The 18,992-nt window shown below is 51.6% G+C and carries 10 protein-coding genes; 2 read left to right on the top strand and 8 right to left on the bottom strand.

The genetic code is table 11. The annotated features are described in order from the left end of the window. Positions 1-145 precede the first annotated feature (145 nt). From C7B82_RS22425 to C7B82_RS22400, 6 genes are all read right to left on the bottom strand, one after another. A complete protein-coding gene (locus tag C7B82_RS22425) occupies positions 146-367 on the bottom strand; it encodes a hypothetical protein (RefSeq protein WP_106258750.1) in 222 nt (73 codons plus the stop codon). Between the two features lie 92 nt (positions 368-459). Further along, the gene (locus C7B82_RS22420; protein ID WP_106258749.1) at positions 460-6,393 is read right to left on the bottom strand and encodes a hybrid sensor histidine kinase/response regulator; all 5,934 of its coding nucleotides are present in this window, start codon (positions 6,391-6,393) and stop codon (positions 460-462) included. 258 nt (positions 6,394-6,651) lie between these two features. Continuing rightward, positions 6,652-9,534: a methyl-accepting chemotaxis protein gene (locus C7B82_RS22415; protein ID WP_106258747.1), complete on the bottom strand. Its 2,883-nt coding sequence runs from the start codon at positions 9,532-9,534 to the stop codon at positions 6,652-6,654. Positions 9,535-9,689: 155 nt separating this feature from the next. Continuing rightward, positions 9,690-10,220: a chemotaxis protein CheW gene (locus tag C7B82_RS22410; RefSeq protein WP_106258746.1), complete on the bottom strand. Its 531-nt coding sequence runs from the start codon at positions 10,218-10,220 to the stop codon at positions 9,690-9,692. Positions 10,221-10,232: 12 nt separating this feature from the next. Further along, positions 10,233-10,598, bottom strand: coding sequence for a response regulator transcription factor (locus tag C7B82_RS22405; RefSeq protein ID WP_106258744.1), 366 nt, complete (start codon positions 10,596-10,598; stop codon positions 10,233-10,235). A 106-nt stretch (positions 10,599-10,704) separates the two neighbouring features. Further along, on the bottom strand, positions 10,705-12,039 hold the full coding sequence (locus tag C7B82_RS22400; protein ID WP_106258742.1) for a DUF4388 domain-containing protein: 1,335 nt from the start codon (positions 12,037-12,039) through the stop codon (positions 10,705-10,707). Between the two features lie 830 nt (positions 12,040-12,869). Here C7B82_RS22400 and hmpF point away from each other — a divergent pair. Continuing rightward, entirely contained in the window at positions 12,870-14,627 is a 1,758-nt protein-coding gene (hmpF, locus tag C7B82_RS22390; protein WP_106258739.1) for a pilus motility taxis protein HmpF, read from the top strand. An 88-nt stretch (positions 14,628-14,715) separates the two neighbouring features. On the opposite strand, the gene C7B82_RS22385 is transcribed toward hmpF, so the two are convergent. Then, positions 14,716-16,614 (bottom strand): M48 family metallopeptidase, encoded by a 1,899-nt coding sequence (locus C7B82_RS22385; protein WP_106258738.1) that lies wholly within the window; start codon positions 16,612-16,614, stop codon positions 14,716-14,718. Between the two features lie 142 nt (positions 16,615-16,756). Next, a complete protein-coding gene (locus C7B82_RS22380; protein WP_146141238.1) occupies positions 16,757-17,314 on the bottom strand; it encodes a hypothetical protein in 558 nt (185 codons plus the stop codon). Between the two features lie 223 nt (positions 17,315-17,537). On the opposite strand from C7B82_RS22380, the gene mgtE reads away from it, so the two are divergent. After that, positions 17,538-18,887 (top strand): magnesium transporter, encoded by a 1,350-nt coding sequence (gene mgtE, locus C7B82_RS22375; protein WP_106258735.1) that lies wholly within the window; start codon positions 17,538-17,540, stop codon positions 18,885-18,887. The last annotated feature ends 105 nt before the right edge of the window (positions 18,888-18,992 follow it).

Here is an 18,992-nt window from a genome sequence, read left to right as displayed (position 1 = left end):
CAGGCAAGAGTGTCTCATCTACGACCAGGCTTAGTTTGCCTCAGGGACGTTCCAGCGTTCACTCAATCTGACGGTTCCTGCATCATTTTTGCTGAAAGCTGCGCTTACACACAAGGGACGTTCCATGCAACGTCCCTACAGGCAGTCAGCGTCGCCGATTAAACCAACCAAACAGATTGATATCTCCTTGCATTCGTTGCAACTCCGCTTGATTTGCTTCTGCTGTGCGATGGTACCAATCACAATGCCGCTCAAAGTCTTCGCGATGCTCCACTTCCCGGTAAAAGTCACGGGTCAGCGCGTAGGCAACGATCGCCTCTGAAAGGGGTTGAGGGGCGATCACAAACCACCGAAGATGATTAAGCATTAGCTATTCTGTAGTGGACATAAGACGACAGCGTCTGACTACATTCTAAGAACACGCTCAAGAAATTCGGGATACTGCAGCAACTCTTCTCCCTAAGCGTTGCTGCTGGATATTAGGACTTCGCCCTTCAGCATCCGTTGAGCGGCATCGAGAAGGGCTTCTTCTAGATAGGGCTTCGTGAAGTAGCCGCTGGCTCCAAGAGAGACTGCCATTTGACGGTGACGATCAGCACCGCGCGAGGTCAGCATCGCGATCGGTAGATGGCTGAGGTTGGGATCTTTTTGAATGCGTGAGAGCAGTTCTAACCCGTCCATGCGAGGCATTTCGATGTCGCAGAACACGATGTCGCAGGGTAGCCCAGCGCGAAGTTTCTCCCAGGCTTCCTGACCATCTCTCGCTTGCTCCACTCGGTAGCCAACCTTGTTAAAGGTCATCGATAGCAGCTCGCGTACTGTAATGGAGTCGTCCACAATGAGTACGGTTGGCTCCGTTTTGGCGATCGGCGCTTCCTGAATCATGCTGACGCCACCCTGCTCCCACAGCGAGCCGCCTACATCCTTGCGGATGCGACCCATTGAGAGATCGATCAGTTCCAGCACGTCGGCGATCGGCATGATGCGACCATCCCCCAGTACGGTTGCCCCTGCCACTCCAACGGGTTTGGGAATCGGACCTTCCAGTTGCTTGATCACAATCTCCTGTTCGCCCAATACCTGATCAACCTGGAGCGCGAGGAAGTTTCCAGCACTGCGTAGAACGACGATCGACACAATATCGTCTTCCTGGTTGCCGCCGTAAACGTTGCCTCGGCCGAGGTGACGGCTGTAAGCCAACAGTTCATTCAGCGGACGTAATGGCAGCAGTGAGTCACGCCAGGGGATGCAGGCTTGCCCTTCAGCGTTGGTTTGAATCCGTTCTTTGGGAACATCCAGCATGTCCTCTACCCCATCCATCGGGAAGGCAATGCGGGCGCGATCACTGATGCAGCACAGCGCTTTTGAGATACTTAGCGTCAGCGGCAGGCGAATCGTAAAGGTTGTGCCCTTGCCGTAAGTGGAATCTGTGTTAATTGCACCCCGAATCTCGCTCAGGCTAGTACGCACCACATCCATGCCAACGCCCCGCCCTGAAAAGTCATCCGCCTGATCCTTGGTGCTGAACCCAGCATGGAAAAGCAAGTCATAGACATCCAGACGTGTCATCGTTTTGGCGTCGGTTGACGTAATCAATCCCTTCTCGATCGCTTTCGCTTTAACGCGCTCGATATCAATACCTGCGCCATCGTCAGACACTGAGATAATAGTTTGATTCCCTTGATGGAAGGCACGAATGGTAATGCGTCCAGCGGGTGGCTTGCCTGCAGCACGACGCACCTCTGGCGACTCAATGCCGTGCGTAATGGCATTATTCACCAAATGGGTCATCGGGTCGTAGAGCTGCTCCAGAATCATCTTATCGATCAGCGTCTCGCGACCTTCCACACTCAGTTCGGCTTGCTTGCCTACCTTCATGGCAATGTCACGTACCGCACGCGGCAGACGATCGGCAGTTTGGGCAAACGGCACCATGCGCGATCGGGTCAGACCTTCCTGTAGCTGAGTCGTTACCTGGCGGAACATCCGGGTCACCTGATCCGTTTCATCCACGATGAATTCAATGTCAGACGCCGATTCACGCACTCGCACGATCAGCTCAATCATTTCCTGCGAGAGACTATGGAAACCTGTAAAGCGATCCATTTCCAGGGGATCATATTCAATGCCAGTCGCATTTGCCGTTTGAGCAAACACGCCACTTTCACGTGCCGATGGGTTTGGCGCAGCGAAGACACCCCGATGACTCTGACGACTGGCAAGTAGAGAGCTTTCCAGGAGCGATCGTTCATACAAATCCTGCATCCGCTGCCCCACGTCGCTCAGTTGCTGCACCTGGTAGAGCAAATTATCGAGGGACTGACGTAGGCGTTCCTGGTCTTCCTCAAGGCTGTTCCGGTTGACCACTAGTTCCCCAACCAGATTGCTCAGGTTATCCAGATGCTTGACCGGCACCCGCATCGTCTGTTCACTGAAGACTCTCCCTGGCCGGGTCGGACGGCGATTCTGTGCCGAAACGCTACTACGGGCAAGCTTCACTGTGGGCGAACCGCCCATTTTTTCTTCAGCATCCTTCAATAAATCATCCAGATCATCAAACTCAGAGACGCGTACTGACGCAGCATCAGACAGAGGCGCGGAGACGCTGTCTGTCTCGAGCGATTCGCCCTGCAAAAGTGATTCAAGGTCGGAAAAGTCACCCAATGGCGATGAGCCAGTGGCACCAAACGCCAGCATGCCCCCTGCCGCTGCCCCGAGCGCCCCAAGGCCTAATGCAGATGCCTCTGCATCAGATGCTTCATTCAGCATGTCATCCAAACCACTCAAAGCATCGGCGTCTGAGGTCTCTTGATCCAGAAACGCTTCTAAACCAGAAAAATCGTCATCGGCTGTAGACTCTGAATTCAGACTGGTCAGATCGCCAAAAGCATTGGCTTCGTCATCCAACAAATTGTCGAACGCAGCATTGTCTAAGGCAGAAGACGCTTCTATGTCATCTGATTGCTGTCCTTCATCAAGGAATTGGTCAAACGTTTCAAACGTATTTGTTGATGCTGTAGAGGGCGAATCATCCAGTAAGTCGTCGAGATCGAGCAAACTATCGCTGGTTGCATTTTCGGCGCTGCTTGTGCCCCAATCGAAATCCTCAAACGCGCCTGAGTCTGTAGTCGCCGCTTCTGCAGATGGTGAGTCAAACCCTAAAGCATCGAAATCAGAACTCTCAAACTCTAGCGAAAAGTCATTATTACTGCTGGTTTCTGCGGCGATCCCGTTGTGATCATTGCGATCGTCATCGAACGTGAGTCGATCATCGCTAAAGTCGAGGCTATCCTCGGTCGTCTGTAAACCAAACAACTCGTCGCCAAAGTCCAGGCTATCTTCACTTGCGGCGGTTGGCGATGTGTCGCTATAGCCCAGATCGAAACCGTCTAGATCGATGCTGCCCACGTTATCCAACCCAAGTGGATCGTCGTTAACGCTTGCTTCATCAGCAGCAACGTTTGTGGGGGCACTTAGATTGGCTGCTGTTTCGATGTCGGTTGAGGCAAAGAGGTCGTCAGCCGTAGTAGCTAACTGCTCGTCAGTTGCTTCGTTATCTGTCACGCTAGCGAATTCGTTTGAGATAAACGAGAGCGCACTTAGATCTAAGTCTTCGTCTGAGGTCGCGATCGAGTCCAGGTCATCCAGACGATCCAAATCGCCAAGACCCAGTAAATCATCGCTGAGTGTGGCTGCCGTACCGTCTGAAGGCGCGTTTGGGGAAACACCAATCGTGAGTAAGTCCTCTGGCAGTTCCAACCCTCCATCGTCATGGTTTGGTTCGTCAAAGAACGAGTCAAAGGCATCCGTATCGAACGCTTCAGCTGCGCTGCCCGTCTGTGCGCCGGTCAAATCATCAAAGGCATCAGGTAACGACTCTGACGAAGCATCGAAACCTAAGGAATTAAAGTCAGGCAGATCCTCGAACGCATCGTTCAGCGAGTCAGTCTGGGTGTCCGCGTCTGCTTCTTCAGCGAACGGGGCTTCCAGAAAGCGTACTGGATCAGTTGACGGCTTGGAGCGATCTGACGTCAACCAGGAATCTGAAACATCCAGTAGATTGGTATCCAGAGCATTATCAGTAGCTAAGTCGTTGAAATCAATGTCTAACTCATCGGTTAAGGCAGCGGTTGTGGATGCCATCTCGGTCTGAGCGAAATCAAGATCGTCAAGATCAAGGCTTAGCTCATCTGCTTTGGGAGTGCCCCAAGCCGCAGCTTGCTGTTGGGGCGCTTCTAAACCTGCCCATGGATCAGGAAGATCGGTTGAAAAGACTGTGACAGGATCATTGCGAAGCACTTCATCAGAGGAGAGTGGTTGATCGACTGCCTCAAAGTCAGCCTCTGCTCGAAGCGATTTGGCAGCATCGTCTGCTAGCAGTGAAGCGAACGATGGGTCAAGCCCATCATCCATCAGTTCTTCTACCAATGGGTCTGAGAATGAGGGAGTCGATGACTCAGCCGTTGTTGATTCCAGCAGGCTAGTGAAGTCGAGATCGTCCTGATCAGACAATTCTTCGATCGCATCGGTGCTGTCATGATCATCGCCAAAAAGATCATCGTCAAAACTACCTGCATCAGCTTGCTGCACTGAGGATGGAACGATCGCATCATCCATGAGTGATGGCGTAGGCTGTTCCGGCAGCGGGATTGGATTGACCTCTTCCCAAGGGTCTACGATAGCGGCTACAGCCTCACTAGGGGCAGTGGGCGTCGTCAGGCTCTGATCGTCTGGTGCATTGACGAAAGGATTATCCAGTTCGTCCAACTTGAGGTCTACAGGCGCAGCCGGATCGCTTTGGGGCGCGGAGAACGTGAGGTCTTGCTCCCCGTCCATGTCGGCGAAGAGATCACCCAAATCATCCAGGGGCGAACCAGATGTAGACGCTGGCTCAAAATCAAGCCCATCAGTGTCAGAGCTGGTTTCAGCATCCAAGTTCAAGGCGTTAAAGACATCATCAAAGTCAACGCCCGGCTCATGCCCGCTCCCAGCATCCGTGGAGGCAGTCAAGTCAGTAGCATCGGACCCTGCAAAGAGATCGTTCAGGTCATGCGGGTCATTGCTGGTGTCTGAGAAGGCGCTATCGCTCTCGACCGCTAAGAGATCTGATGGCAGTGCATCATCGCTGAAAAGATCGGTGAGCGCATCCTGGGAAGAGGTTGATGCTGCCTCCTGGCCAATCTCTGCTTCATCAAAGAGGAGATCGGAAAAATCGGCCGCATCATCAGAAGTAGAGGCGTCTGAGCTGACGGCAAGCGTGGCTGACGCATCTGTAATGATTTCCTCCTCTTGCCACGTCGAACCCAGATCGGGCACCTCACCCTCAAACAAGTCAGCAAGGCTGTTCAATTCTGCCATCCCGACTTCAGGCCCATGCTGATCGATCGGAGCCTCTGTCGTAGGCGCTGTGTCAAAACTATCGTTCAAAACGATTTCAGGTTCGGGTTCATCTAGCTCTGCAAACAAGGCATCAGCAGTCGTTGCTGGTTGGGGTTCTGTGAGCCAATCAGCATCTTCTGTGCCTGCCAGTAGAGCGGCAATGTCGTCTGAAACCAAGGAAATCGGCTGTAGCGCTTGCAGTTGAGCGCAAGGCACGATGTCAGAGGCACGACCAGAGAGAACTAGTTCCTGAGCCTGCTTGATATCTCTAATGATGATGGGTGCCAGTGTTCGATACGCATTGTTGGGATGCGCGATCGCCGCTCTTGCCATTTCGACGAGTTGGCACCAGCCTGACAAATCAAACTGTTCGCCGATGCTGATCAGATGGTGACACAGATCTTGAAGCTGTTGACGGTTAGCCGCGTCCACCTCTGGCTGCTTAAATAATTGCAGCATCTCGCGCAGTCGCAACGGAATATCGTTTTGAAAGAGTAGAATGAACGCGCTGTCCTGTTGAGCTGGCGATGATCCGACCGGAGCGCTGGCCGCGATCGGTTGATCGGTCTGGACAGCTGGCGTGGGGATGACGTTACTTGCTAGGACAGTCAGATGGGTTTCTAGCTCTTCAAAAACGTGTTCGACGCCAGCCACCGTTGCATTAGCCGTTTCATCCGTCAAGCCAAACGGCCCTTGTAGCTGCCCTACCAGTTCTTGTAACGCATCAAAGACTTGCAGGAAGAGGCTTTCAAGCTTTTGGTCAACCTTGATTGGCGACTCTTTGAGTATTTTGAAGTAGTCTTCTAGCCGATGGGAAACTTGCTGAATGCTATTCAAGCCCAGCATCGCTGCACCACCTTTGACGGAGTGGGCTGCCCGAAACAGTTCGTTGACCATTTCCTGGTCTTCAATGGTGCTCTGTAGATTGAGCAATCCTTGCTCGATCGTGTTGAGGTGGTCTTTTGCCTCCTCAATGAAGTAGCCCATGATTCGCTGTTGCTGTTCAGGCTGCATGGCAGTGTCCCATTCCTTTGGAAAGTATGATTGCTACCGAGACGGGTCAGTCGCTGTGAAATCGATCGCTTAGGGATGTTGAGAAGGAATTTTCAGTAGCAGCAGACGCGCTTTGACGTTGCAAGCTCCAGACTCAAGTGCCAGTAGCGAGAAAATGTTGATACCTCTCGCTTGAGAGGATGACACCGTTCTGGATTGCTCTACTGTACCTGATACACCTAAAATTGACACCCGCAGCAAAGCTCTCCTGATATACGGCTATTTGCGCTCAATGGTTTCGACTCGGAACCGTTCCACAGAAGTGAGCAAGTCGCGGGCAACACCTACCAGGTTTTGCAGCGAACCGGACACTCGCTGTGCCTCTTGAGAGGTTTCTTGGGCAGTCAACTCAACAGATTGCATCACCTGTGCTACGGCACGGGAGGTTTCGGTCTGTTCAACCGTATCCGCTGTAATCGATCGCACCAGCACATCAATCCGATTGGACACTTGAATGATATCTTCGAGCGATCGCTTCGCCTGCTCAGCCAAGCGCGTGCCCTCAATCACCTGCTGCGTCCCTTCTTCCATGGCCGTCATGACGGAACCCGTTTCACCCTGAATTTGCAACACAATTTGTTCGATTTCTTTTGACGCTTTGGCAGCTCGGTCAGCCAGCTGTCGCACTTCGTCAGCCACAATCGCAAACCCACGACCCGCTTCCCCTGCCCGTGCTGCCTCAATACTAGCGTTGAGTGCCAGCAAGTTTGTACGGGAGGCAATTTGAGAAATCAACGCCACAATTTTAGAAATCTCTTGAGACGATTCTGCTAGTCGCTTCACCTTGCGGGTTGTCTCAGCTACCGTTTCACGAATTTCGAGAATACCTGCCACTGTTCGTTCTACCGCTTCACCACCTTTGAGGGCGGTTGCCGATGCCGATCGTGCCACTTCCTCTGCTTCACGAGCGCTTTCTGCCACCCGTTGAATCGAGTCAGTCATTACCTGTACTGAGTTCAGCGTGACGGCAAGTTCTTCTGCCTGCCGGAGCGCATCAGACGACAAACTGCGAGCAAACATTTCATTGTCAGTGGAGCCTTTGCTTACTTGTCGCGCGGCCACCTTCACCTGTTGCACAATTTCACGCAGGTTTTGAATTGTCAGGTTGAACGAGTCAGCTACAGCTCCCAGTACGTCGGCAGTAACTTCTGCCTGCACGGTCAAGTCGCCACGCGCTGCGCCCTCCACATCGTCGAGCAGACGAATTACCTGCCGCTGTAGATCTTCCTTCGCTTGCTCTTGCTCTTCGGCTTTGCGCTGCGCTTCGCTCGTGGTTGTCAAAATGACTCGCGCCATCTGGTTGAAACCGGTTGACAGATGACCAAACTCATCCTCGGTATAAACCGTGGCGCGAGCATTTAAGTTGCCTTGAGAAACCGAGTTGAACTGGGCTTGCAAGTCATCGGTAGACTGTCTGATTTTCTTAGCGGTAAATTGCCCCACAGCAAACGCGGCCATACCGCCAGACAAACCGCCCACTAGAGCCATGGCCCAGCCAGTGCTTTGCAGCCGCGAGATCACGGCACTGGAGAGTTCTTTTTCCTGTGCCGTGGCGTTGGCAGAGGTACCAGGAAGAGTGCTGGTAGAGATGAGGTTGACGACTGCAACTGCTACAGCAGAGAAGATCCCAGCTGTAATCGCGGTGTAAAACTGCTTGCGCTCAATGGGGGCATTCTCTAGGAACGCTAGTGCTCCTTGCTCAACGCTAGAGGTGGGTTCAAGCGTTTGCTGGTCATTTTGGGTAAAGGTCGGCACCTGGTCAGAGGTGCTGGAGATACTAAAAACTTCATCATCTGAAATAGTAGAGTGGCTCCCACCATTACTGAAGTCCATGGAGTCAAAATCACGACTGGTCGCTCCACTCGCTAGCGCTGCTCCACCCGCTAGCGCTGTCCCGCCCGCTAACGCTGCGCCACCGGGCAAGTCAAAGCCTGTCCCAACAGCAGGACTTGTAAAGCCCGCAGAATTATCGGATAGATCAAAATCGGCAAGGTTACCGAGATCGTCAAATTCGTCAAACTCATCCAGAAAGTCGGCACTCGTCTGCCCGATGCCGCCTGCTGGGCTAGTGGTGCGATCGCCGTAGGCAGTGTCTACTGGCTCTTGCGTAAACCCACTGGCAGGCCCAAAAGTTTGATCGTCCTCGTACGCCCCGGTACTACCCATGAAGAGTGTTTCATCTTCGCTGAGACGGGGAGGAGGAGTGCGGGTTTGGCTCGGTAATTCGGTCGTACGATCGCCCATCAGGCTATCGCTTTCTCCAAGGTAGGGTGGCGGATCGATCGGGGCTTCCTCTGGGAAGTCCAATGGCGCAAAAGCGTCATCGAAATCATCTAAAGCGGATGCGAACTGATCATCAGGGGACGCCCCTATGCCATAGTCCGGAGCACCGTAGTCAAACTGACTTGGTGTGTCGCTCCTGTCAAGCGGCGCTTCGGCTGACGGTTGGAAGAAGGATTCATCCGGGGGAGACTGTAGCCCTGCAGCATCAACCGAGAATGGATCAGAGGGGATATCAAGGTCGTCTAGCTGATCGGATTCTTCTTGTAGGTAGGTGCTGTTGGCAAACGGGTTGGAGAAAGGCTCTTGGTCTGGAGGAGCCGCAAAGTTCTGCCCATAGGCATTGGCTGACGGACTGAAATTTGGGTCTAAATTTGGGTCAAAATCAAGGTCGTCGGCACCAAAGGCATTGTCAAACTCGTCATCCAGCCCCAGCGAATCACCGTTTTGCCAATTGTTCGCGGCTGCATAGTCAGGCTCGGCTGGGGCATACGCATCCGACGCGATCGCCGCATCAAAATTGTCTGCCTCGTTATTGCCGCTGTCAGATTGGCTGTTGATGTAAGCTAAGCCATCGTTGGCATAATTGATAAACTCTTGATCGGCTGTGAGCCCCAGGACTGACTGGTATTGGTCTCTGGCGATCGCGAACTGCTGTAGCCCGTAGCAGTAAACGTGACCACGCAGCAGAGACGCGCTGGGGTCTTCAGGAAATTCTTTGACGAGGCGATCGACGATTTCGGCAGCCTCTTGATAGTTGCCCTGCACGTAGGCTTTTTGAGCTTGCTGGTATTCCTGTGCGTATTCAGTGCCTGATGCCATTTGCCTCCTCCCAGTTGCGTATTGAGTGCTGTAGCCTAGGCATAGCGGAGGGATTGTGATGTACGGAACGGCTGCTGCCGACACCAAACTCAATCCGCGTGACTCGTTCCTCAGTTTTACTGCTAGTTCTCAGTTTTTTCACGTCGATTTCTCTCCTAGGCTGCCCAACGTGCTGACCGCAAAATAGCGATTTGATCGAGCAACCGCAAAAACTTGTTCGCCTGAGCATCTAAAACCCACTCACCGCGCAGAAACGGCGCGACACTATCGGGAACGTTGGTTGACATCTGTACCTCCTCAATATCCAACCAATCCATACCAACGATGCGATCGACCGCTAAACCTAGCATAATGTCTTGGTCTTCTACCGCGATGACTTGAACTTCTGGTTTATCTGTGTTCAATGGTGTTGGATCACCGAGAAATTGACCGAGATCTGCTACCCAAACGACGCGCCCTCGTACGTTAAGCGTACCCAAAAGCAGTGGCGAAACATTGGGCACGGGCGTAATCCGATCGGGCGACGGTGACAACACTTCCCGAATGCCGGTTGCAGGCAGTGCAAATTCATGTCCTGACGTGATGTAGAACCGCAAGTGCAACTCGCCCTCAGGGCTCTCTAACTCCTGAAATTCGGGAGCCTGATCCTGCCCTCTACCCGTTAAAAAGTCTGGATTACCAACCATAAGCCGTTTGCCTCAACCCCGCAACAATTGCTTCACTGTGCCCACTAATTCGGTTGGCTGAAACGGTTTGGCGATGTAGGCATCGGCTCCTTGTTTCATGCCCCAATAGCGATCGAACTCTTCTCCCTTGGACGAACACATGACCACTGGCACATCCTGAGTCTTGGGATCGGCTTTGAGTCGACGGCAGACTTCGTAGCCATTCATGCGCGGCATGACGATATCCAGCACGACAAGATCAGGTCGGTGTCCTTGAATTTGCTCTAAGGCCTCAACGCCATCCCCCGCCACCGTCACACTTAGGCCACTGCCCTTTAAGAGATCGGTAATCATCTCTCGTTGGGTCACGCTATCTTCCACGACTAGAACTGTACTCATCTTCTTTTCCCTGCTTGCCGACCAAAACGTTAACGGGAAGACCCAACGCTACTCATCTAATGTCACTCTAAAACTGTGTAATCCATAAAGTATCCTCGATCTCGCGCTAAATGGATGCGGATGATGTCGAGTTAGCGTCATTTGCATCTATTTCTAACCCGTCGCCATTTATATTCGCTCGTGTTTTGCTTGGTCGATCGCTGTGCTGGTTGCCGATACCGATGTATTTTTCAACTAACATTAAAAGCTCACTTTCACCAAATGGTTTAGTCAAATAGTCGGTGGCGCCAACCATTTTTGCTTTTACGCGATCGATAAAGCCATCTTTGCCGGTCAGCATGACGATCGGGAGTTGGCGAAAGGCCGTTGACTTCCGCAGCATGGCGCAGATTTCGTACCCATCTAGTTCGGGCATCGCAATATCACAGAGGATGAGATCAGGTTTGAGTTGGAAGACAAGGCTGAGTGCTTTCAAAGGGTTACCGATCGCGGTTGCTTCATAGCCGTGCTGCTGCAAAATGTGTTCTACCGTCTCACGAACGCTCACGCCATCGTCAATACAAACAACGCGTAACTTCCTGGCTTCTTGATGAAGTCCAAACTCTTTGGATCGAAAGGGTTTGAAACCGCTGCCGTTTTCCTTTTCTTGGGCGCTTTCCTGAGCCGTACTGTAGACAAGCTGAATCATACCTTTCTGTACATAAGGATAGATTGCCCTTGCCACCGTTAAACTATCTCGGTTTAAATAACGTGCAATCTGGCGAATCGAAGTCTTGCCATCTGCATAGCGATCTAAGGCCGCCAATGTGCGTTTTGAGAGCGTTTCTTGCAGTGTGGTGAGATCCGCGATCGCGGGGCACTGATCGGGTGACTGGATATGGGGATGAAACTGCTTCCATTCCTGCACCTGTGTCATTGTTTTGGCTAGCAATGGCGTCACCTCCAGGGTGGTCAACTGTGGTGACAGCGCTGGACCAAGCTCAAAAATAAAGGACCCTTGATGCAGGCTCAGCAGGTCAAACAGCGTTTCATGCACCATGCTCTGAATAATGCTGCGACCTTGGGCTGGTGTGAGGGTGTGGTTCTCAAGCAGAGCCCATAAGTAGCCATACTCTGGAGCATTGGTTGTCGCGATCGACGGCACCACCAGATGGCTGAGCGTTGCTTCTGCCCGATAACGCCGCAAATAATCTGACAGGCGAGACAGGTTGGTGGCACGATCGGCTGCATACACAATCTGCCCATTCAAAAAGAAAACAAACCAGTATTGTTCTGCTAGCGCTTTCGAGGTTCGCACATCTTGCACATAAATCACGCCGGGGTTGCCCATGCCACTTGGCTGCGACGGGTAGGCTTCGACAAAAAGCTCGCCTGTGCGCTGCCCCAACTCAATGAGTTGCAGAATGCTACGAATGTCAATTTCATTCAACTTACCCTGCATGAAACTCCAGCCTTTTCCTCAAACGCTTTGAACTCGTTTCGATTCAGGCATCTTCCCAAGCAGACTTTGCTTGGCAAATCAAGCAGCCTTTGCTCGGCAAAGAATTTCTGATGTGCCAACAGCGTACTGGCAGATACAACTTTTATACTCTCCTTGATGCCGTTATCGATAGAATCTCTCAGTTTTCTGCTTCGCTGCTGCCTGATTTGCGATCGCAACCGTTCCTCCTCTACGATCTGCTTGGTACCGATGTTGCCTTACAGTCATTAAAAAAGAGACGAGTGGGCTGTGCACGACAGACGCCCATGCTTTACAGTTCTTTATGGTTGTCTCTTGAGGCAATGCTAAATTAGAGTCCAGTAAACGCCAACTAAATTAATGGCATGATTAATGGCATGTTGCTGCACTAATGGTATAGTGCTGCTTTCCCAGAAGCGTTCGCTTTTTTAACTGTCTTTCTACCAGTGCACTTTAAGCGTTGCAGAGACATGATATTTCCTAGAGAGACTGGCAAAGCGAGTGCATACCAACCTCCATTTAGGGCTGCTTGGTCACAGGCTGAGCTGATTGACGAGGAACTAAAAGACGGTAGGGCTGTCACCGTAAAAGGTTGGCGTGCTGTGAAGGGAAAACTCGTTTTGGAAGGCAACGCACTGGCAGACAAGAAGCGGTTTGTACGATCGCGATTTGTCGCAAAGATTGTTTTGCCAGGTTTGTCTCACTACACTAGGTCTAATGGTGTTTGACTGGACCGTTGAAAATTAGACTGTCAAAATTAGACTGTCAAAAGCGATCGATATTGCGCATAGACACAGAAGAGGATTATCAGCGTGCTGTATCTAGCAGAAGTACAAAAGAAAAGTGGTGGCTTGCTGGGCGGCGGGAAAGCAGAGCTAAAACTGCTTGCCTGCCAGCGGTCTGAACAAAGCTGGAGCGCTGTGCCGGGTGAAGAAGTGGTGGGCTGTGATGAGGCAAATAACTACAATGGTGGTGCCCTTGTCTTAGTTGATCTGACGGCAAATAAGCAGGTGCAGCGCGTTCAGGAAGCAGGTCGGCAGCTGGTCAGTATCCTCCAAAACTTTTCGCGTCTGCAAGAAAAATTTAAGACACAGGAAGAAGAAATTGAGCAGTGGAAGCAATCGCTGACCTATCAAAGCCAGGAGCTCAACCGTCGGGAAATGGAGATGGAAGCCCGGCGTGAGCAGCTCCAGCAGATGGAGGACGACTTTGAGCAACTAGAGCAGCAGCGTCAGGAAGTAGAAACGCTGCGGGATGAAGTGACCCAACAGCGAGACGAATTTGAACGCAACCGCCAGGAACTGGAAGGTGCCTGGGATCATCTCCGGGGCGAAATGCGTCGCCTGGAAGAGCGTCAAGCAGAGTTTCAGCAGACCGCGTTTCTCGACGATGATCAGGCGCGCACGATTCATGATTTGCTGAATCGCTTAGCGGAGGCTGTACCTCCAACCGATTCAGTACGCGAGCAATTGAATGCCTCCTTTGAGATTCTGACCCAGCAGCAAAATACGCTGAATCAGCAGTGGCAAAATTTGGAGCAGCAGCGCTTAACCGTGCAACAGCTTCAAGGCGACGCCGATCGCCAAACTCAAGAGATACAGCAACGCTGGCAAGAGTGGAGCCAGGCACAAGAGTCCCTGGAGCAAGGACGAGCTGAGCTAAAAGTTCAGCAGACATCACTCAACGTGCGCCAAGAGTATGCCCGGATGCTGGGGGTACAAATTCACAATCAAGAGGATTTGCATCAGCACCTCTACGGCTTAGCAGACACATCAGACAAGGTTAAAATTGGGCAGAAAATAGACGTTGAAGCGCTCGAAAAGCTCTCAGTGGATGAGTTGCAAAAGGTGGTCAGCGATCTAGAGCGCGATTTGCAGAAGCTCTCTCAGTTCGTCGAGAGTCAAGAAGAAGAACTGCGTTATAAGCAACAAGAGATCGACGAGCTGCAGGCGAAAATCCAGGCAGCCAATGAGTACGATCGCCTCAACCTGGAAAACGAACTGGCAGACGAGCAAGACGGCTACCAGATGCTCAACGAAACCCTGGTGGGGCAGCGACGGAACCTGAGAGAACGCGACGGCCTACTTAGCCAGCACCGAGCTGTCTTACAACGTCGTCAAGGCAATGTCGATCCAAATGGGCAAGAGAACGACATTGATCTTGGACCGATTCTCAGCCAAATCGAAGCGCAACGGCAACAGCAGGTAGAAGAATTGCAAAAGTTGGAAAGCCAGATTGAGCAAATGCGTGGCGCGATCGACCAGGCACAAGGCATGGTCAATACCCAAGCAACCGAACAAGAAAACAAGCGCAACGAGCTCAAACAGCTAGAGCAAGCCCTACTCGATCGTCGTTCCGCTGCCGCCGAAACCTGGGGACGCGTGAACCTTTACCAGGAAATGCTCCAACCGATTCAAGACAACGTGGATGGGTTGCGTCAACGACTGGAAGGTATTGCTGGTACGATGCCGCAGTTCCAAGAGGCAGGAGAACAGCAGGGGCAGGCGATCGACGAAATGCGCCAAATCCTTGCAAACCTCACCAGCACCCCAGAACTCGCCGCATCCTAAGAGACGTTTTATCAAAAGCGCTAAGGCTGGATAGCGTTGAAGCGCGATACGAAACAGCATTAACCATTTTGAATCTTTAGCACTACCGTCAAAAAATTAAAGATCGGTCAACCTGACGCATTTTTTTTCTCAGCTTGCCAGAAGCACTATGATTCAAAATAACGACATACCCTTGAATCGGAAACTCTAAATTCTTAACGAGTAGGTCAACTAGTTTTTGATCGGCCTCCCCGCCGCCAATTAACCCTTTCTTACGGACAATGCCTAGAACACAGATGTGTTCTTCGGGGAAGTAAGTAACCACTTTCTCGACCAGGTAAGCTTCTTTAATCTGTACATAGTTAGATAGTTGCTGTTGGAGTACCTTGAGCGCGTAGGCTGTTAAAGTGTGGGGTTGAAAGCTGTCCTGATCGGTCACGATGGCTCTTTCCTGTTGAGCTTTCAGCAGAAGCTGATAGTGCTGCTCAGCGCGATCGCGATATTTTTGCGCTTCCTCCGCTTGACCTTGCTGCCAGTAGAAACCGTACACTAGCTCACAGCCATCGATGACCCAATGTATTCTTTGTGCGATGCCCTTTTCTATATAAGCAATGCCAGCTTCATCCTGCTGCTGTAGCAAGATTTGCCCCAAGGTATAGTTTGCTTCTGCGTGATCTGGCTGAATGGCTAACACTTTCTGCAATAAGGGCAGCGCTGCTTCCTGTCCCCGCAATTCAGATGTGTAATAGGCCTGCTCCCATATTTCTTCTCCAGTCAGTGCTTTCACCAAGGCGTTTTGCTCCAACGCTTGCAGTTTGCCTTGAGTTTCCTGTAGATAGGCATAGCGTTGTCGCCAAGGTGTCGATGTCGCTTCTTTCCAGTCTCGATTGAACTGCTCAGCGAACTGTTGTAACGCTTTTCCCAGAAGCTGTTCTGCGGCACTGCTTTGTAACGTTGCTGGTTGAGCTAGCGTATATGCTTGAATCGCTGAATAACCCAGCGATTTCAGTCGATCGGTAAGGCAAGGATGTGTGTCTGCATTATTGGTTGTGCGTGCAAGAGCTTGCTCCAACCACTGCTGGTTGAGGTCTTCAGCAAGCGGACGACGCAAAACCGTCAGCATTGAGGAGTAAACATCAGCTGGTGGGTCAGCCTGATGTTCCACCTGCTGGTGGATATGGCTCCAGAAAGAGTCTTCCAGAAAACGAGCTTTTACTGCTACGTTAATGAGCGCCTCAGCCGCAGTGTGGGCCCCAGCAAGTTGGGCAGCACAGCGATCGGCTTCGTACTCATCCATCCTTGCCAGGGTAAAGGAGTAGGCATTAAAGGCAGGCCAATACCAATTGAGAAAACGATTAAACAAAACTTCTGCGCCATGTTGATCGTTCTGGTGTAGCCGCTCATAAATTTGCAGCCAGGTTTTGCGGATGCGATAAATCCATGCCGCAAAGCGGGAATGGTTACCAGAGAGATGTCCTAACTCATGCGCCAGAATCGCTTTAAATTGCCCTAGAGATAAGGACTGAAGCAGGGGAAGTCCCAAAAGTAAATAGTTTTCCTGCCAGCCAAAGATACCCAATCGGGGAATTTGAACCACAGCAGCGTTGAATTCTTGATTCAACAGAATGTTGTGGAATTTGGGAGCCTGGAGTGCCGTAGTCACCTCATCGACCAGCGCAAACAAAGGAGGCGCTTGATGACGACTGAGCTTCAACCCTTCTGGCGGTGGGACTACTACCCAAAGCGATCGCGCAATCACCCATGCGGGAATGGCTAACAGAACTCCAAATTTGAGAATATAAATATTGACATTGACGTAATGACTAACAACGATAAAAAAGATGACTAGCCCGACTAATGCCAAGAGCCCTAAAAGAACCAAAAAGAGATAGGCATACCCCAAAGCAGCAAGCAGGGCAACTCGCAAACGGTAACGTCCAGGATGTTTCTTTGAGAAGGCTTCTAGCTTCTTAACTAGGGCATCAAACTGCTCTTGCGTAATTGCCATAAAAATAACTGTGCTGACTGCATCAAGCTTATTTATCCCAGGCTGTAGGCTGTAGACTTCCTTTGGTAGTGCCCCCAAGGGTTATTTTTAATCAGCCGCTATCTCGCTTTCACTACAGACGTTCAGCCTATCCCCTCAAACCTCACAACACAATCTCTTGCCCTTTTTCTGTAAACTGCACTGATTTGATTTGCCACTGAGCATTATCGATCAGCGTTTTACGGATGCCGCCAAAGAGAGCAAGTTGTTCGCAGCTGGAGAGCGAATGGAAACTTCGCTTGGTGTTTGCTGGCAGGCGGAGATCAACGATCGCCCGATTTCCCTCTTTACTGACCCGATAGCCCGCGATGCTGAAATCGCCGCTATCGGTTTCTTCTAACACTTTGGCGATCGCACCTTCGAGGGATTGTTTCGCCGTAAGTGTCATCTTTCGGGGTACCAAATCTCTGCATAAACTATCGACTTTATAGACATTAATCGTCGTTTGCGGGGTCGTGGGTGTCGTCAGGCGATCGACCGAAGCACTGGGAGACGCTGCTGGTGGGCTGTCGATCGACGCAGGAGTGCTAGGTGATGGGCTGGTGGGACTAATAGACGCAGGGCGTTCATCGACCGGTGTTTGCGGAGTGCTACAACTGCTTAAACTCAGCACTGTCAGACTTATTAGGCACGTCTTTAAGTAGGCGTTAGCGGCGTTCATAGCTAGATGGCTGTAATTCTATGGGTGGATTTTTAATGAAGTGCCCTTCTTTACATTGTGTACTGTGTTGATAGGCGTTAGCATAGGCTCAGCGGTACCTATTGCTGGTATCGATGTCGCATTTTGTGGATTTCATGGACCCCAGTCCATCACCTTACAGTAATATCCTCCCCTAACCTGGCGAGTCTTCATCTCCCAGCGAGGGGGAGATTTAGGAGACGCTATGCTAACCCAGGAAGGTCGTGCTTCGCTGTCGGATATTGCCGACTTGAATCGTTTGAAGTTGGAGCTGAACCAGCTTCAGCCTGTTGATATTGGCGATTACGTTGCCGACTTGCCACCCGAACAACGTGCAATCGCCTTTCGGCTCTTGAACAAAGGTCAGGCAACGGAAGTCTTTGAGTATCTGGATCAGGAAGTGCGTGAGGAGCTGATTGGGTATCTGCACGATGCTCAGGTGTGTCAGCTTGTGGAAGCAATGCGACCGGACGATCGTGCGGAGCTGTTTGATGAGCTACCTGCTGGCGTGGTCAGACGGTTAATCCAGCAGCTTAGCCCGGTAGAGCGGCAGGCTACCGCTACCATTCTAGGCTACCCAGAAGGCACTGCCGGACGGGTGATGACCACAGAATATGTGCGGATGCGTCAAGGTTTGACGGTTTCTCAAGCCCTGAGCAAGATCCGTCTGAATGACCAGGACAAGGAGACGGTTTACTACGCGTATGTAACGGATGACAATCGTAAGCTGGTACAGGTAGTTTCACTGCGGCAACTGGTATTTTCGCTGCCAGATGCGCTCATCAAGGACATTGCGAGCGATCGCGTTCTGAAAGTTCGTACTGACACCGCTCAAGAAGAAGTGGCGCAACTGATGAAGCGCTATGACTTACTGGCATTACCTGTGGTTGATCGCGAGGATCGTCTGGTTGGCATCATCACGATCGATGATGTGATCGACATTTTAGAAGAGGAAGCGACCGAAGATATTCAGCGCTTGGCAGGGGTGGGCAATGGTGATGAATCGTCACTCTCTCGCCCACTGGAAAAGCTACGGAATCGGTTGCCCTGGTTGCTGGGCATCATGGCGCTTTATATCGGTGCTTCTAGCGCGATCGCGCCTTTTCAGAAGACAATTGCGGCGGTTCCCGTCTTGGCAGTCATCATGCCGCTGTTCTCCAATACGGGTGGGACAGTTGGCATTCAGGCGTTGACCGTAACCATTCGATCGCTGGGTGTGGGTGAAGTCACTCCGCAAGATACGCTCAAAATTCTCAAAAAAGAACTGCTGGCGGGCGTAGGAGCAGCGTTAGCGTTGGGTCTTACGATGGTGCTACTGGCATTGATTTGGACACCCCCACAGGAACGTTGGGTCGCGTTAGTGGCAGGCTTTGTGATGGCAGCGAACACGCTTGTTGCTGTAACTCTGGGCACGCTGCTGCCAATGGGATTGAAACGACTCAAGCTCGATCCAGCGCTTGTGAGTGGACCGTTAGTCACCACCATGCTGGACACGATCGGGTTTATTCTCTTCCTTACGCTCATTACCATCACGTTGCGGTTTGTTTCACCGTAAGGGCGATTCCTACCGCTATATCACCCATCGCTAAACCGCTCCGCTTCACGTCTTGCCCTGCAGATCCCTGGTGTTTCGCCCCTAAGCCAAGTAAAATACAACCTG

Source organism: Stenomitos frigidus ULC18 (assembly GCF_003003795.1).
GTDB lineage: Bacteria > Cyanobacteriota > Cyanobacteriia > Leptolyngbyales > Leptolyngbyaceae > Stenomitos > Stenomitos frigidus_A.
This window is presented reverse-complemented; position numbering and strand designations above follow the sequence as displayed.